Below are 14,539 nucleotides of genomic sequence, written 5' to 3' on the forward strand. Positions count from 1 at the left end.
AAAGCCCATGACCTTCTGCTCAGCTGAGCTTCGGCGGGGTTGCCGGGGGGTTGGTGGGGCTGGGCACCATGGTTTGCGGGGTGGGGGTGGGGCTGGCCAAACGACGGCTTCTACCGACCAGTGGGCTCGCCTGCGGCTTCGGGTTGCCGGGGGGGAATTGAGGGGAATCAGGTTTGGGGGAGCTTGGGGATGAGGGCCTTGGCCACGGCCTGCAGGGTGGTGCAGGGGTCTTCACCGGCCTGGGGCTGGTAGCGGGTGAAGTCGAGGTTGACGACCTCGGAGGTGCCCTCGGCGCCCTCGAACTTGACGTGGGCCCAGGAGAGTTCGCAGCGGGCGGAGGAGCGGACCTCGGACTTCTGCTGGGCGCGGATGCCGCCGAGGTCGACGGGGGTGGTCTCGGCGGCTTCGGCGAGGTCGTCGGGGTCGTTGGAGATGGTGAAGTCGAGTCGGAGGGCGACGCCGCGGTTGTTGTAGGCGCAGGTGTGGAGGCTGGTGGGGTTCTTGGTGGCGCCGTCGCCGATGGCGGTGGTGATGGTGGCGTCGTCGAGGGTGGTGCAGGGGTCGAGGTCGACCAGGGAGCCCTTCTGGACCTCCAGCGGGGGCTTGGCGTCGCGGACCTCGTTGACGGCGGACTCCAGGACCTTGCGGGCCGGGTCGCACAGGCCGCCGGGGGTGTCGCTGCCGAGCTGGATGGTGATGCCGCGGCTGGGGTTGGTCTCGGTGATGGCGGTGAGGAAGCAGGCGGACTTGTCGTCCAGTTCGGACTCGGCGGTGGGCAGGCCGCCGACCTTGAGCGAGCCCTCGGGCTTGCGGGCCAGGCTGGAGTCGCCGACGGTGAGGGTGAAGTTGAGGTCGCGGCCCGCGGGGTCCTTCATGTAGTTCGAGCACAGGCCGAAGTCGCGCAGCCTGCTGCGCGCCGGGGTGCCGAACTGGGCCAGGACCTCCTCGTCGAGCAGGCCGCACGGGTTGACCCGGCGCAGCGAGGCGGCGCTGAAGGCGTCCCCGCCGCCGGGCTGGGGGGTGCCGGTGGTGGCCGGGCCCGCCAGCCCCTCGGCGGCGGGGACGGTGCTGCGCGGGCCGCTCGACCGGGCGAGGTCGGTGCCGCACGCGGCCAGCACCGCCACGAGGCCGCCCGCGACCGCCACCGCCCACCACCGCCTGGATGCCCTCACCCGGGTGACGGTAGTCGGCCGCGCCGCCACCCGTGCGGGGAACCCGGGGATCACCCGGTCAGGGGTTGGTCGGGACGTCCTCGCCCGGCTCGGCCGGACCGGGCAGCGCCAGCGGGCGCAGCTTGATCCACAGGCCGAACAGCGCCGAGGCGACGAGCATCGCGATGCCCACCCACAGGTTGATGTTGATGCCCGCCGCCTTGTCCAGGTCCTCCTGGGACGTCGCGGCGACGCCCATGACCGTGAGGATCACGCCGTAGACGCCGAACAGCAGCGCCAGGATGGTCCGCAGGTCGAACAGGCCGGTGCGGGTCCCGTGCTCGACCTTCTCGTCGTCCGCCATGTCGTTCCGCCTCACCAGAAGATGATGTTGAGCACGAGGGTCAGGGCCAGCACGCCCGCGCCGAGCACGACCGGCTTGCGGTACCAGCCCGCGTTCTCGCCGGTGTCGTCGTGGCGCAGCTGGTCGCGCGGGGTCAGCGACCACACCAGGCCGCGCAGCTCGTCGTCCGGCTTGGGCCTGGTGACCAGCGACACCGCGACGCTGAGCGCGATGTCGACGACGAACGCGGTGCTCGCCGCGACGAAGCTGGCGCCCTGCCCGGCCAGGTCGAGCACCCCGACCCGGTTGAGCACGTCGACGGTGACCGCCGAGAGGGTGCCGAAGATCAGGCCGAGACCACCGGCGAGCGGGGTCATCCGCTTCCAGAACATGCCCAGGATGAACGTCGCGAACAGCGGCGCGTTGAAGAACCCGAACAGCGTCTGCAGGTAGTCCATGATGTTGTCGAAGGACGAGGCGATGAACGCGGTGCCGATCGCCACCACGCACGCCGCGATCGTCACCAGCCTGCCGACGCGCAGGTAGTACTCGTCCGGCTTGTCCTTGACGACGTAGGCCTGCCAGATGTCGTAGGTGAACACGGTGTTGAACGACGACACGTTCGCCGCCATGCCCGCCATGAACGCCGCCAGCAGGCCGGTGATGCCGATGCCGAGCATGCCGTTGGGCAGCAGGTCGCGGATGAGCAGCAGGATCGACTCGTTGTAGGTGACGCTGCCGTCGCCCCGCCCGGCCTTGACCTCCTGCAGCTCGGGGACGATCACCGCGGCGATCATGCCGGGGATGATGATGATCAGCGCGATGAGCGTCTTGGGGTAGGCGCCGATGAGCGGGGTGCGCCGGGCCGCGGACATGCTCTTGGCCGACATCGCGCGCTGCACCTCGGCGAAGTTGGTCGTCCAGTAGCCGAAGGAGAGCACGAAGCCGAGGCCGAAGACGATGCCCAGCACGCTGAGGGTGGCGTTGCCGATGCCGGTGAGGTTGGTCGCGGGCCAGGAGCTGAGCTGGTCGGAGACCGTGCCGCCGCCCTTGACCTCGGGGGCGATCTTGTCGACCAGGCCCTGCCAGCCGCCGACCTTGTGCAGGCCGACGAAGGTCAGCGGCAGCAGCATCGCCACGATGACGAAGAACTGCATGACCTCGTTGTAGACGGCCGCGGCCAGCCCGCCCAGGGTGGTGTAGGCGAGCACGATCACCGAGGCGACCACGATGGACAGCCACAGCGGCCAGCCCAGCAGCAGGTTCACCACGGTCGCCAGGGCGAACAGGTTGACGCCCGCGATGAGCACCTGGGCCACGGCGAAGCTGATGCCGTTGGTGAGGTGGGCGAAGCGGCCGAAGCGGCGGAGCAGGAACTCCGGGACGCTGCGCACCTTCGAGCCGTAGTAGAACGGCATCATGACCAGGCCGAGGAAGACCATGGCCGGGATGGCGCCGATCCAGTAGTAGTGCATGGTCGGCAGGCCGTACTGGGCGCCGTTGGCGACCATGCCGAAGATCTCGACCGCGCCCAGGTTGGCGGAGATGAACGCCAGCCCGGTGACCCAGGCGGGCAGCGAGCGCCCGGAGAGGAAGAAGTCCAGGCTGCTGGAGACCGACCTGCGAGCCATCGCCCCGATGCCGAGGACGAGGACGAAGTAGATGGCCAGCAGGGCGTAGTCGACGGGACCGGCGTCCAGGCGCAGGTCCCCGTCCGCGAGGTAGTGCATTCTCGCCCCGATTCGTTGCGGCACGGCAGTGTGATCGCGCCCAGCATCCTCCGCGGGGCAGCCGGGCGCACGGCGAAGTGGTCAACCCTTCACCGAATGGCGCGCCGGTGTGCCCCAACGCCCCCAACTGGTCCAGTCCACCGCATCCGGGCAGGTCCGAACGGGTGCCGGGGCCGGGGGACGAACCGGACAAAGATCACTCCAGGCCGAGATGAGCGCCGCGCGGGCACCACCCGGTCGCGCCGCGGACCACCCCGCCCGGCGGGGTCAGAACAGCCGGAACTCGTCGCTCTCGATCCCGCGCAGGGTGTCGTAGTCGAGGGTGACGCAGCGGATGCCGCGGTCCTCGGCCAGCACCTTCGCCTGCGGGCGGATGAGCTGGGCGGCGAACACGCCCGCCACCGGGCTCAGCAGCGGGTCGCGGTTGAGCAGCTCCAGGTAGCGGGTCAGCTGCTCGACGCCGTCGATGTCGCCGCGGCGCTTGATCTCCACGGCCACCGAGCGGCCGGTGGCGTCCTTGCAGAGGATGTCGACCGGGCCGATCGCGGTCGGGTACTCCCGGCGCACCAGGGTGTAGCCCTCGCCGAGGGTGGTGATGTGCTCGGCCAGCAGCTCCTGCAGGTGCGCCTCGACGCCGTCCTTGACCAGGCCGGGCTCGGCGCCCAGCTCGTGCTTGGAGTCGTGCAGGATCTCCTCGAGGGTGATGACCAGCTTCTCGCCCGCCTTGTTCTGCACGGTCCAGTACCCGGGCTCCTCGATGAGCCAGCAGGGCGGGGTCATCCAGTTCAGCGGCTTGTAGGCGCGGTCGTCGGAGTGCACCGACACCGAGCCGTCCGCCTTCACCAGCAGCAGGCGGTTGGCCATCGGCAGGTGGGCGGTGAGCCGTCCGGCGTAGTCGACTTGGCAGCGAGCGATCACGAGGCGCACACGGGGCAGGTTAGCCCCGCCGCCCGGGGCGGGGCAGGATCACCCCCGTGGAGCGACTCGACACCAAGCAGGTCTACGCGAACGCGTGGATGACCGTCCGCGAGGACGCCATCCGCAGGCCCGACGGGTCGCCGGGCATCTACGGCGTGGTCGACAAGCCGCACTGCGCCCTGGTCATCCCGATCGAGGGCGAGCGGCTGCTGCTGGTCGAGCAGTTCCGCTACCCGCTGGGCCGCCGGTGCTGGGAGTTCGTCCAGGGCACGGCGCCCGACCTGGCCGTGGTGGAGCCGACCGAGCTGGCCCGCGCCGAGCTGCGGGAGGAGACCGGGCTGACCGCCGAGCGCGTCGACAAGATCGGCGAGCTGGCCATCGCGCCGGGCATGAGCAGCCAGACGTGCAGCGTGTTCGTCGCCACCGGGCTCACCCAGGGCGAACCGGACCGGGAGGTCACCGAGCTGGACATGCGCACGGGCTGGTTCACCCGGCGGGAGTTCGAGGACCTGGTGCGCAACGGCACGATCACCGACTCACCGTCACTGGCGGCCTACGCCCAGTTCCTCCTGGGTGTCCCCCGGTAGGGGCCCGCTCGCCCCTGGTCGTCACGTACAGCCCGACGCGGCGCACGCGAGGTTCACCGTCGCGTTCGGACAGAGTTCGGCACGGTGGGCGGGGTCCGAGCCCATCGGGTGCACGGAAACGGCCTGCGTGGAGGACGCCGACCGCCCCCGAATCCTTTGTGGAGTGGTTCCGGGCCGGGTGCAGCACCCTCGCCGCCCGCCTGGCCCTGGCCGGGCGACACCACCAGCGCAGCCGCGGGTCTAGGCCCTGGGCTGCCCCCGCGCCCACTTCCCCGGGAGGCGGCACGTCCGCGGCTAGCACACCTCCCGCCAACCCGCCGGCGTCCATCCACAGGCCCCGGGGGACCCCCGAATTCCACTCTGCCGGCCACGGGTGACAGTTCCCGAGGGGTGGACGGGGTTGTCCACAGGGCGGGGGTCAGACGCCGATGTCCTCGTTCCAGAGGGTCGGGTGGTCGCGGATGAAGGTCTCCATCATCTCGACGCAGGTGGGGTCGTCGAGGAGGGTGATGGTGACGCCCGCCTCCGCGAGCCAGTGGTGGGCGCCGGGGAAGGTGCGGGCCTCCCCGATGACGACGTGCGGGATGGCGAACTGGCGGATGAGGCCCGCGCAGTACCAGCAGGGGGACAGGGTGGTGACCATGGTGGTGCCCGCGTAGGAGGGGCGCCTGCCCGCGTTGCGGAAGGCGGCCGTCTCGCCGTGGGTGGCCGGGTCGTCGTCCTGGACCCGGCGGTTGTGGCCGGTGCCCCAGGGGGTGCCGTCGGGGCCGAAGAGGGCGGCGCCGATGGGGATGCCGCCGGTGGCCAGGCCCTCCCGGGCCTCGGCCACGGCCGCTGCGAGCATGTCCGCGGTGTCCACGCCGACGATTGTGGCCCACCGGGGCGGTTCCGCCCAGTGGTGTTGGGCGCGTCCGATGGACTGCGGCGGGGCCGGGCTGGTTAGGTTTACCGACAAGTAGCTACCCCGGGAGGTTCAGGCAATGGCCGCCTATCAGACCGTGGTCGTCGGCACCGACGGCTCCGACTCCTCGTACCTGGCCGTCGACCGGGCCGCGGCGATCGCGGGCGACACCGGGGCCGTGCTCGTCATCGCCTGCGCCTACCAGCCGCGCGACGAGCGCGACCTCGGGCGCGCCCAGGACCAGCTCGGCTCGGACGTGGCCTACCAGGTGGTCGGGTTCAACCCGGCCGAGGAGACCGTGCGCACCGCCTCCGAGCGGGCGCACCGCGCGGGCGCGGGCAAGGTGGAGACCGTCGTCGTCGACGGCGACCCGGTGCCCGCCCTGGCCAAGGTGGTGCACGACCACAACGCCGACCTGCTCGTCGTCGGCAACCGCGGGCTCAACACCCTCGCGGGCCGCATCCTCGGGTCGGTGCCCGCCGAGGCCGCGCGCAAGTCCACCGTCGACGTCCTGATCGTGCACACCACCGGCTGATGGCCGACGACCTCACCCCCGCCGCCGGGGACGGTGACCCGGCGGCGGTGCAGCGGCGGGTCGAGGCCGTGCTGCTGGGCGGTCCCCGCCGGTTCACCCGGTTGCAGGTGTGCGAGAAGGCGGGCGTGCCGCTGGAGCGGGCGATGTCGCTCTGGCGCGCGCTGGGCTTCGCCACGGTGCCCGACGACGCGGTGGTGTTCACCGAGAGCGACGTCGAGGCGCTGCGGATGACCGACGAGCTGATGTACCGGGGCATCCTCGAACCCGACCTGGCCACCGCCACCGCGCGCATGCTCGGCCAGCACCTGTCCCGGCTCGCGGAGTGGTACGTGCACGTGCTGCGCGACGTGCTGGCCGCCAACCCGGAGCTGCTGGCCGACGAGCGGCAGCTGGGCCGGTTCGTCGAGCAGCTGGTGCCCAACCTGGAGCGCATGCAGTCCTTCGCCTGGCGCAGGCACCTGGCCGCGTACGCGGGGCGGGCGCTGGCGGCCACCGAGGACCTGGAGTCGCGCAGCCAGGTGGTCGGGTTCGCCGACATGGTCGGGTTCACCACCTTCACCCGGCACTCCGACGAGGAGGCCCTGGTCGACGTGGTGGACCGGTTCGACATGATGACCGCCGAGGTCGTCGCGGAGAACCACGGCCGGATCGTGAAGATGCTCGGCGACGAGGTGCTCTTCGTCGCCGACGACCCGGTGCACGGCGCCCGCATCGCGCTGGCCCTGCTGGAGCGGGCCGCGGCCGACGACGCCCTGCCGCTGCTGCGCGCGGGCCTGGCCTACGGGCGGGTGCTCAGCCGCTTCGGGGACGTCTACGGCTCGACGGTCAACATCGCCAGCAGGCTCACCTCGGTGGCCCGCCCCGGCACCGTCCTGGTCGACCGCCCGCTCGGTGACGTGCTCATCGAGCTGCGCGAGGAGTTCTCCGTCCGGCACCGCCGCCCGGTGTCGGTGCGCGGCTACAGCAGGCTCAAGCACTCGGTCCTGCGCCGCGCGGGCGACCCGCAGCCCTCCCTGGTCGAGTCCGTGCAGCAGCGCGCCGCCGACCTGCTCGGCCTGTCCGAGTTCGACGCCGACGACGCCGCCGACGGCTACGAGGACGACGAGCCGCCCGCCATCGCGCTCGAACCCGACGACAGCCCGCTGCCCCGCCGCTCCCGCTCCGGCAAGCCCCGCTCCGGCAGGGACAAGCCCGAGCGCGGCAAGAAGCGCAGGCGCTGACTCACCGGGCGCGCAGCCGGTCCAGCGCGGACCGGCTGCGCGCGTCGGCGGGGCGGTGGACCACCAGCAGCTGGTCGGGGTCCTGCACCGGGCGCAGGGTCTCGAACTCGACGGTCAGGTCACCGAGGTCGGGGTGGCGGATGAGCTTGGTGCCGCGGGCGCCGACCCGCACGTCCCGCCGCGCCCACAGCCGGGCGAACCCGTCGTGGCCCGCGGTGAACCGGGCGATGAGGTCGGACAGGGCGCGGTCGTGCGGGTGGGCGGCCCAGGCGGCGCGCAGGTGGGCGACGGCCTCGCGGGCGACGCGCTCGCGGTCGGGGTAGAACTCGCGGACCCGGGGGTGCAGCAGGCACAGCCACAGGGCGTTGCGCTCGTGCGGGGGCAGCGCGTCCAGGTCGCACAGCAGGGCCGACGCCTCGGGGTTCCAGGCCAGCAGGTCGTAGCGGTGGTTCATGAGCACGGCGGGCAGGGGTGACAGGTCCGCGACCAGGCGGGCGAGCGCGGGGGCCGCGTCGGTGGCGGGCCGGTCGGCGCCCGGGGGTCGCTGCCCGGACAGGCCGAACAGGTAGGCGCGCTCGTCGGGGGCCAGCCGCAGGGCGTCGGCCAAGGCGCCCGCCACCTCGGCGGACGGGCGCGGCCCGCGGGCCTGCTCCAGCCGCACGACGTAGTCGACGCTGATCCCGGCCAGCTCGGCGACCTCCTCGCGGCGCAGGCCGGGGGTCCGGCGCGCCTGCCTGCGCGGGGGCAGGCCCAGCTCGGCGGGGTCGAGGCGTTCGCGCCGGGTGCGCAGGAACGCGGCCAGCTCCTGCGTGGGGTCCACCGCGGAAGTCGTCATGTCGACGGCAACGGCCCGCCTGGTACCGCTGTTCCCAGGCTGCTCCCTCCCATGCAGCGCGATCCCGGGAAGCGCCCTCCCAGGCAGCGCCATCCCGGAAAGCGCGATCCCGGGAAGCGCCCTCCCTTAACGCCCGCCCGCGCTCGGCGCAGGCTCGCCGTCGGCAGGAACACCACGGCAGGAGGACACGATGGCGCTCACCCTGGACAGCTACCGGCTGCTGGGCCGCTCGGGGCTGCGGGTGTCCCCGCTGGCGCTCGGCACGGCCACGTTCGGCACCGGGTCCGGCTGGGGCACCGACGAGGAGGGGGCCCGCGCGCTGTTCGACGCCTACGTCGAGCGCGGCGGGAACTTCCTCGACACGGCGAACACCTACGCGGGCGGCAGCTCCGAGCAGCTGCTGGGCCGGTTCGCCCGCGGCAGGCGCGAGGGCCTGGTGCTCTCGACGAAGTACACGACCCTGCGCACCCCCGGGGACCCGAACTCCGCGGGCAGCCACCGCAAGAGCCTGGTCGGCTCGGTGGAGTCGAGCCTGCGGCGGCTCGACACCGACTACCTGGACCTGCTGCACCTGCACGTCTGGGACGGGGTGACCCCGGTCGAGGAGGTGCTGCGCGGCCTCGACGACCTGGTGCGGCAGGGCAAGGTGCTCTACGCGGCGATGTCCAACGCCCCGGCCTGGGAGGTCTCGCGGATGCAGGCGATCGCGGACCTGCGCGGGTGGACGCCGCTGGTGGGGCTCCAGGTCGAGTACAACCTGGTCAACCGCGCCGCCGAGCGCGAGCTGATCCCCATGGCGCGGGCGCTGGGCCTGGGCGTGACGCCGTACTCGCCGCTGGCGGGGGGCGTGCTCTCCGGCAAGTACGGCCGCGCGGGTGAGCAGGCGCAGAGCACCCGGGCGAGCTTCAACGCGGGGCTGGGCCTGGTCACCGACCGCAACCTCGGGATCGCCGCGGTGGTGGCGGAGGTGGCGGGCGAGCTGGGCAGCACCCCCGCCCAGGTCGCGCTCGCCTGGCTGCTGCACAACCCGGCCGTGACCGCGCCCGTCGTCGGCGCGCGCACCGCCGAGCAGCTGGTGGGCAACCTGGCCGCGCTGGAGGTCGACCTCACCGCCGACCACCTGGCCCGGCTCGACGGGGCCAGCGCGATCGAGCTGGGCTACCCGCACGACCTGCTCGCGGGCGACCACATCCGCGCGGTCATGCGGGGTGACCTCACCCTCGAACCGCGCCGCTGACCCACCGGGGGCGGGCCCTGGGCAGGGCCCGCCCCCGGTGGGTCAAGGCAGCAGGGTCAGGACAGCAGTTCGACGTAGCCGTCGGTGGCGTTGACCCGGATGCGCTGGCCGTCGCGGATGAGGTGGGTGGCGCGGTCGACGCCGACGACGGCGGGCAGGCCGTACTCGCGGGCGACGACAGCGCCGTGGGTCATCAGACCGCCCACCTCGGTGACCAGCGCGGTCGCGCTGAGGAACAGCGGCGACCAGCTGGGGTCGGTGTGCGCGGTGACCAGGATGTCGCCGGGTTCGAGCGCGGCGGTGGCGGTGTCGAGCACGACCCGCGCCCGGCCCTCGGCGACGCCCGCGGAGACGGCGAGCCCGGCCAGGGCGCCGGGGGGCAGGCCGTCGCGGCGGTAGGAGCCGTTGGCGGTCTCCCCGGCGGAGGTGATGACGCGGGGCGGGGACAGCGGCTCGTGCCTGCGGAAGGCGTCGCGGCGGTCGCGGACCAGGTCCCGGTCGACCCGCTCGGTGCGCAGGACCTCGTGCAGCTCCGACAGCCGCAGGTAGTAGGCGTCCTCGCGGTCGTCGAGCACGCCCGCGGCCACGAGCCGGTCCGCCTCGCGCAGCAGGGCCTTCCGGTACTCGTGGTAGCGGCTGATCATCCCGTACTTGGGGTACTCGCGGTAGCCGGTGAACGCGCGGACGCGGTCGATGACCCGCTTGGTCTCCTCGGCCTTGCGCTCGCCGTCGGGCAGGGCGCGCAGGCGCTCCAGCACGTCCCGCTCCTTGCGCAGCGCCTCCTGCCTGCCGCGCTCGAAGCGCAGCGCGCCCGCGCCCGGCTCGGCGTTGCGGACGTTGGACAGCAGCACCGGCAGCAGCGTGCTGGGCCGCTCCCCCCAGCGGGGTCGGGTGATGTCGATCTCCCCGACGCAGCGCATCCCGTACTTGTCCAGGTAGGCGCGGATGGCGGCGGCCGACTCGGCGCCGCCGGGCAGCGCGGGCAACCGGTCCAGGAAGTCGTCGTCGGTGGTGGCCGCCAGGTGCGCGACGACCTCGGGGTGCCCGCGCACCACGTCGGCCACGTCGAGCAGGGCCAGGCCCATCTCGGCGGTGACGTTGTGCGGGACGGACTGGGTGAGCACGTCGGCGGGGTTCTTCTCGCCCAGCCACTCCCCCAGCTGCTCGTTGAGCCACCACGACGCCTGCATGCCCGCGGTGATCACCTGGAGGCTCAGCGGCTCGAACAGCACGCGCCGCAGCTCCTGCATGTCCTCAAGGATGAAGTCCACGACCCCCGCGCCCGACCTGGTGGCGATCTCCGCGCGCAGCGCGGCCACCGACGCCTCGTTCGCCGCGATCAGGTCGGTGACGATCGCCGGGTCGGTCTCGACGGTGGCGGGGGCGGCGCCGGGGATGTGCTGGGCGGGGGCGTCGTCGGGCCGGGTGGGCAGGGCGCCGCCCGCCAGGACCGTCTCCAGGGCGTCCCTGGCCAGCGGGTCGGACTTGCCCACGACGTCGAGGAAGCTCGCGCGGGTGGTGGGCGAGGTCAGCAGGGCGGTGGCGTCGGCGAACAGCCGCGACCCCGCCTCCGCCATCGGGCGCGGGGTGGTGAGCTGCCACAGCGACAGGCCCAGCGGCTTCATCGCGTCGGTCATCATCTGCTGGTGGCCGACCGAGACGTAGACGTGGTCGCCCCCGTCGGCGGCCTCGGGCACCGGGAACAGGGTGGTGATCGGCCTGCTCTGCACCACGTGGAAGCCCTCGTCGGCCAGGCACCACTCGATGTCCTGCGGCTGCCCGAAGTGCGCCTCGACCCGCCTGCCCAGCGCCACCAGGCGCACGACCTGCTCGTCGGTGAGGGCGGGCCGCTCCCGCTCGGCCGGGTCGACGCGCCGCTCCGCCGTGCCGCCGCCGGGCGCGGCGACGGTGGCCCGCTGCTTGGCGGCGATCGCGCGGGAGATGACGGCGCCGTCGCGCACCTGGTAGGTGTCGGCGGCGGCCACCCCCGACACCAGCGCCTCACCGAGGCCGAGGACGGCCTCGACGGTGGCGACCTTGCGGTTGGAGGTGAGGGGGTCGGCGGTGAACAGCACCCCCGACGCGCGCGGGGACACCATCCGCTGCACGACGACGGCCATGTGGGCGGCGCGGTGGTCGAAGCCCGCGCGCAGCCGGTAGGCCACGGCCCGCTCGGTGAACAGCGACGCCCAGCACCGGCTGACGTGCCGCAGCACGGCCTCGGGGCCCACGACGTTGAGGTAGGTGTCCTGCTGGCCCGCGAACGACGCCCCGGGCAGGTCCTCGGCCGTCGCGCTCGACCGCACGGCGCAGGGCACGTCGTCGCCCAGCGCGCGGAGGGCGCGGGTGATGGCCGCCGCCAGGTCGTCGGGGATCGGGGCGCCCTCGATGGCCCGCCTGACCTGCGCGCTCACCTCCGCGATCGCCGCCAGGTCGTCGGCGTCGACCCGCGCGAGGTCGTCCACCAGCTCCCCGATGGACGGCACACCCGCGAGCACCCGCTGGTAGGCCCCGACGGTGACGCAGAACCCGGCGGGCACCTGGGTGCCCTCGACCCGCGTCAGCTCCCCCAGGTGCGCGGCCTTGCCCCCGACCACCGCGACGCGGGTCCGGTCGACCTCGTGGAGGTCGAGCACCTGGTTGTCCGACTGCTTGCTGTGCATGCGCTTGATTCCCCGTCCGCTTCATGGATCGGCTGGGGATTCTGGGGGAGAACGGGGGTCTTGCCGCAAGACCCCCTACCTGCTATACGTTGAACATGGCAGGGAGCGGCGCTCCTTGCCATTCGTGTTTCCCGGGGGTGTTCGGCCTCAGACCGCCCGTTCGGGCTCGGCGTCCACCCGGCGCACGTCCGCCCCCAGGCGCTGCATGTTCTCGACGAACATGGGGTAGCCGCGGTCGATGTGGAAGACGTCCCACACCTCCGTCGTGCCGTCCGCGCACAGCCCCGCCAGCACCAGGCCAACCCCCGCGCGGATGTCGGAGGCCCACACCGGGGCGCTGGAGAGCGTGGGCACACCGCGCACGACGGCGTGGTGGCCGTCGGTGCGGGCGTCGGCGCCCAGGCGCACCATCTCCTCGACGAAGCGGAACCGCGCCTCGAACAGGTTCTCGGTGATCATCGACGTGCCGTCGGCGACCGCGGTGAGGGCGATGGCGAACGGCTGCAGGTCGGTGGCGAAGCCCGGGTAGGGCAGGGTCACGAAGTCCACCGCGCCGGGCCGGTCGCGCTGCACCACGCGGAACCCGTCGTCGAAGGTGGTGACCTCGGCGCCCGCGGTGCGCAGCTTCTCCAGCACCAGGTCGAGGTGGTGCGGGTCGACCCCGCGCACGGTGATGTCGCCGCGGGTCATGGCGGCGGCGAAGGCCCAGGTGGCCCCGACGATCCGGTCCCCGACGACGCGGTGGGTGGTGGGGCGCAGCGAGGGCACGCCGTGCACGGTGAGCGTGGAGGTGCCCGCGCCCTCCACCTTCGCGCCCATCTGCTGGAGCATCACGCACAGGTCGACGATCTCCGGCTCCCGCGCGGCGTTGTCGATCACCGTGGTGCCGTCGGCGAGGACCGCGGCCATGAGGATGTTCTCGGTGGCGCCCACGCTGGGGAAGTCCAGCCAGATCTGCGCGCCGTGCAGGCCCTCGGCCTCGGCCACCACGCACCCGTGCTCGATCTCGCTGGTCGCCCCGAGCTGGCGCAGCCCGTTCTGGTGCATGTCCAGCGGCCGCGACCCGATCGCGTCGCCGCCCGGCAGCGCCACCACCGCCCGCTTGCACCGGCCCACCAGCGGGCCCAGCACGCACACCGACGCGCGCAGCTTGCCCATCGACACCGAGTCGGCCCGGTGGTTGAGCTCGGCCGGGGTGGTGATCACCGCGGTGTCCCCGGACAGCTCCACCGCGCACCCCAGGCTGCGCAGCACGTCGGCCATCAGCGGGACGTCGAGGATCTCCGGGCAGTTGGTCAGCGTCGTGGTGCCCTCGGCCAGCAGCGCGGCCGCCATGAGCTTGAGCACGCTGTTCTTCGCGCCCACGACCTCGACCTCGCCGACCAGCCGGGCCCCGCCCTGGACCAGGAAGTGCTCTGTCACGTCGGCAATGATGCCCCCGACCCGCCGGGCGCGGGTGGGCGGGGGGAGGCGGCGCTCACAGCCCGTGGCCACCCGCGGGCGGGCTAGGGTGGCCCCATGTCGGTCCACATCACGCGCGTGTACACCAAGGTCGGCGACAACGGCACCACCGCGCTGGGCGACGGCACCCGAGTCCCCAAGACCTCCGCGCGCCTGGCCGCCTACGCCGACGTCGACGAGGCCAACTCGGCCCTCGGCGTCGTCCTCGCCGTCGGCAACCCCCCCGCCGAGATCGCCGAGGTCCTGCGCACCGTCCAGAACGACCTCTTCGACGTCGGCGCCGACCTCTGCGCCCCCGTCGTCCCCGACCCCCCGTACCCGCCCCTGCGCGTCACCGAGCCCTACGTGACCCGCTTGGAGGGCTGGATCGACTCCTTCAACGACCGCCTCCCCAAGCTCAACTCCTTCATCCTCCCCGGCGGCACCCCCGCCGCCGCCCACCTCCACGTCGCCCGCACCGTCACCCGCCGCGCGGAGCGCTCCGCCTGGGCCCTGATCGAGGAGGACGGCGACCGCACCAACGCGCTGGCGGCCAAGTACCTGAACCGGTTGTCCGACCTGCTGTTCGTGCTGGGGCGGGTGGCCAACCCGGACGGTGACGTGCTCTGGAAGCCGGGCGCTGGGGGCTGACCCGCTGCTGCTCGCTGCTGCGGTTCGCCTCGCCTGCGGCTTCGGCGGGTTGGAAAGCGCCGGTCGTTTGGTGGCGGGCTCGATGCGGTGGACCTGTTTGGGCGGGGCCCCTACGGCGATCATGAGCTGACAGAGCGGGAAAAGCTGGGGCCAAAAGAGCCCCGCTCAACCCGGACAGGGTAGCTCATGATCGCCTTCCCCACCCAAACAAGTCCACCGCATCGAGCACCCCCGTAGCCGGGCCGCCGGTTGGCCGGTGGTTGCCTTGTGCGCAAACCAAAAGCAGCGCGCCCACCTACGGAACCGGCGGCCCGGCTACGCCCCTGCT

13 protein-coding genes are annotated in these 14,539 nt (G+C 72.9%); 5 read left to right on the plus strand and 8 right to left on the minus strand.

What is annotated here, in order from left to right; all coding sequences use genetic code 11:
* Window positions 1-167: 167 nt before the first annotated feature.
* The 4 genes from BJP25_RS21815 to nucS all read right to left on the minus strand — a co-directional run bounded on the left by BJP25_RS21815 (window position 168) and on the right by nucS (window position 4,151).
* A complete protein-coding gene (locus BJP25_RS21815) occupies window positions 168-1,172 on the minus strand; it encodes a DUF3558 domain-containing protein (RefSeq protein ID WP_158075704.1) in 1,005 nt (334 codons plus the stop codon).
* A gap of 58 nt (window positions 1,173-1,230) precedes the next feature.
* Window positions 1,231-1,530 (minus strand): hypothetical protein, encoded by a 300-nt coding sequence (locus BJP25_RS21820; protein WP_408607181.1) that lies wholly within the window; start codon window positions 1,528-1,530, stop codon window positions 1,231-1,233.
* The gene (locus tag BJP25_RS21825; protein ID WP_075976872.1) at window positions 1,527-3,224 is read right to left on the minus strand and encodes a sodium:solute symporter family protein; all 1,698 of its coding nucleotides are present in this window, start codon (window positions 3,222-3,224) and stop codon (window positions 1,527-1,529) included. Before BJP25_RS21825 ends, BJP25_RS21820 begins: the two co-directional genes overlap by 4 nt.
* Before the next feature lie 267 nt (window positions 3,225-3,491).
* Complete coding sequence (gene nucS, locus BJP25_RS21830) at window positions 3,492-4,151, minus strand: endonuclease NucS (RefSeq protein WP_075976873.1); 660 nt, start codon at window positions 4,149-4,151, stop codon at window positions 3,492-3,494.
* Window positions 4,152-4,198: 47 nt separating this feature from the next.
* Here nucS and BJP25_RS21835 point away from each other — a divergent pair, with 47 nt between their 5' ends.
* Entirely contained in the window at window positions 4,199-4,729 is a 531-nt protein-coding gene (locus BJP25_RS21835) for an NUDIX domain-containing protein (protein ID WP_198943579.1), read from the plus strand.
* A 418-nt stretch (window positions 4,730-5,147) separates the two neighbouring features.
* On the opposite strand, the gene BJP25_RS21840 is transcribed toward BJP25_RS21835, so the two are convergent.
* Window positions 5,148-5,573 carry a nucleoside deaminase gene (locus BJP25_RS21840; protein ID WP_075976882.1) on the minus strand — a complete coding sequence of 142 codons (426 nt, stop codon included), beginning with the start codon at window positions 5,571-5,573 and terminating at the stop codon, window positions 5,148-5,150.
* A 136-nt stretch (window positions 5,574-5,709) separates the two neighbouring features.
* Here BJP25_RS21840 and BJP25_RS21845 point away from each other — a divergent pair, with 136 nt between their 5' ends.
* Together BJP25_RS21845 and BJP25_RS21850 are read left to right on the plus strand one after the other, a co-directional pair.
* Window positions 5,710-6,165 carry a universal stress protein gene (locus BJP25_RS21845; RefSeq protein ID WP_075976875.1) on the plus strand — a complete coding sequence of 152 codons (456 nt, stop codon included), beginning with the start codon at window positions 5,710-5,712 and terminating at the stop codon, window positions 6,163-6,165.
* Window positions 6,165-7,385 carry an adenylate/guanylate cyclase domain-containing protein gene (locus BJP25_RS21850; RefSeq protein WP_075976876.1) on the plus strand — a complete coding sequence of 407 codons (1,221 nt, stop codon included), beginning with the start codon at window positions 6,165-6,167 and terminating at the stop codon, window positions 7,383-7,385. The genes BJP25_RS21845 and BJP25_RS21850 overlap by 1 nt, the downstream gene beginning before the upstream one ends.
* A 1-nt stretch (window position 7,386) precedes the next feature.
* Here BJP25_RS21850 and BJP25_RS21855 read toward each other — a convergent pair whose 3' ends face one another.
* Entirely contained in the window at window positions 7,387-8,220 is an 834-nt protein-coding gene (locus BJP25_RS21855; RefSeq protein ID WP_075976877.1) for a helix-turn-helix domain-containing protein, read from the minus strand.
* A 190-nt stretch (window positions 8,221-8,410) separates the two neighbouring features.
* On the opposite strand from BJP25_RS21855, the gene BJP25_RS21860 reads away from it, so the two are divergent.
* Entirely contained in the window at window positions 8,411-9,457 is a 1,047-nt protein-coding gene (locus BJP25_RS21860; protein WP_075976878.1) for an aldo/keto reductase, read from the plus strand.
* 56 nt (window positions 9,458-9,513) lie between these two features.
* Here the strand turns inward: BJP25_RS21860 and rph are convergent, their stop codons facing one another.
* Entirely contained in the window at window positions 9,514-12,120 is a 2,607-nt protein-coding gene (gene rph / locus BJP25_RS21865) for a rifamycin-inactivating phosphotransferase (RefSeq protein ID WP_075976879.1), read from the minus strand.
* A gap of 147 nt (window positions 12,121-12,267) precedes the next feature.
* Window positions 12,268-13,542, minus strand: coding sequence for a UDP-N-acetylglucosamine 1-carboxyvinyltransferase (gene murA / locus BJP25_RS21870; RefSeq protein ID WP_075976880.1), 1,275 nt, complete (start codon window positions 13,540-13,542; stop codon window positions 12,268-12,270).
* A gap of 96 nt (window positions 13,543-13,638) precedes the next feature.
* Between murA and BJP25_RS21875 the strand changes: the two genes are divergently transcribed.
* On the plus strand, window positions 13,639-14,211 hold the full coding sequence (locus tag BJP25_RS21875; protein ID WP_075976881.1) for a cob(I)yrinic acid a,c-diamide adenosyltransferase: 573 nt from the start codon (window positions 13,639-13,641) through the stop codon (window positions 14,209-14,211).
* Window positions 14,212-14,539: the final 328 nt, after the last annotated feature.

It is taken from the genome of Actinokineospora bangkokensis (genome assembly GCF_001940455.1).
Taxonomy (GTDB): Bacteria; Actinomycetota; Actinomycetes; order Mycobacteriales; family Pseudonocardiaceae; genus Actinokineospora; species Actinokineospora bangkokensis.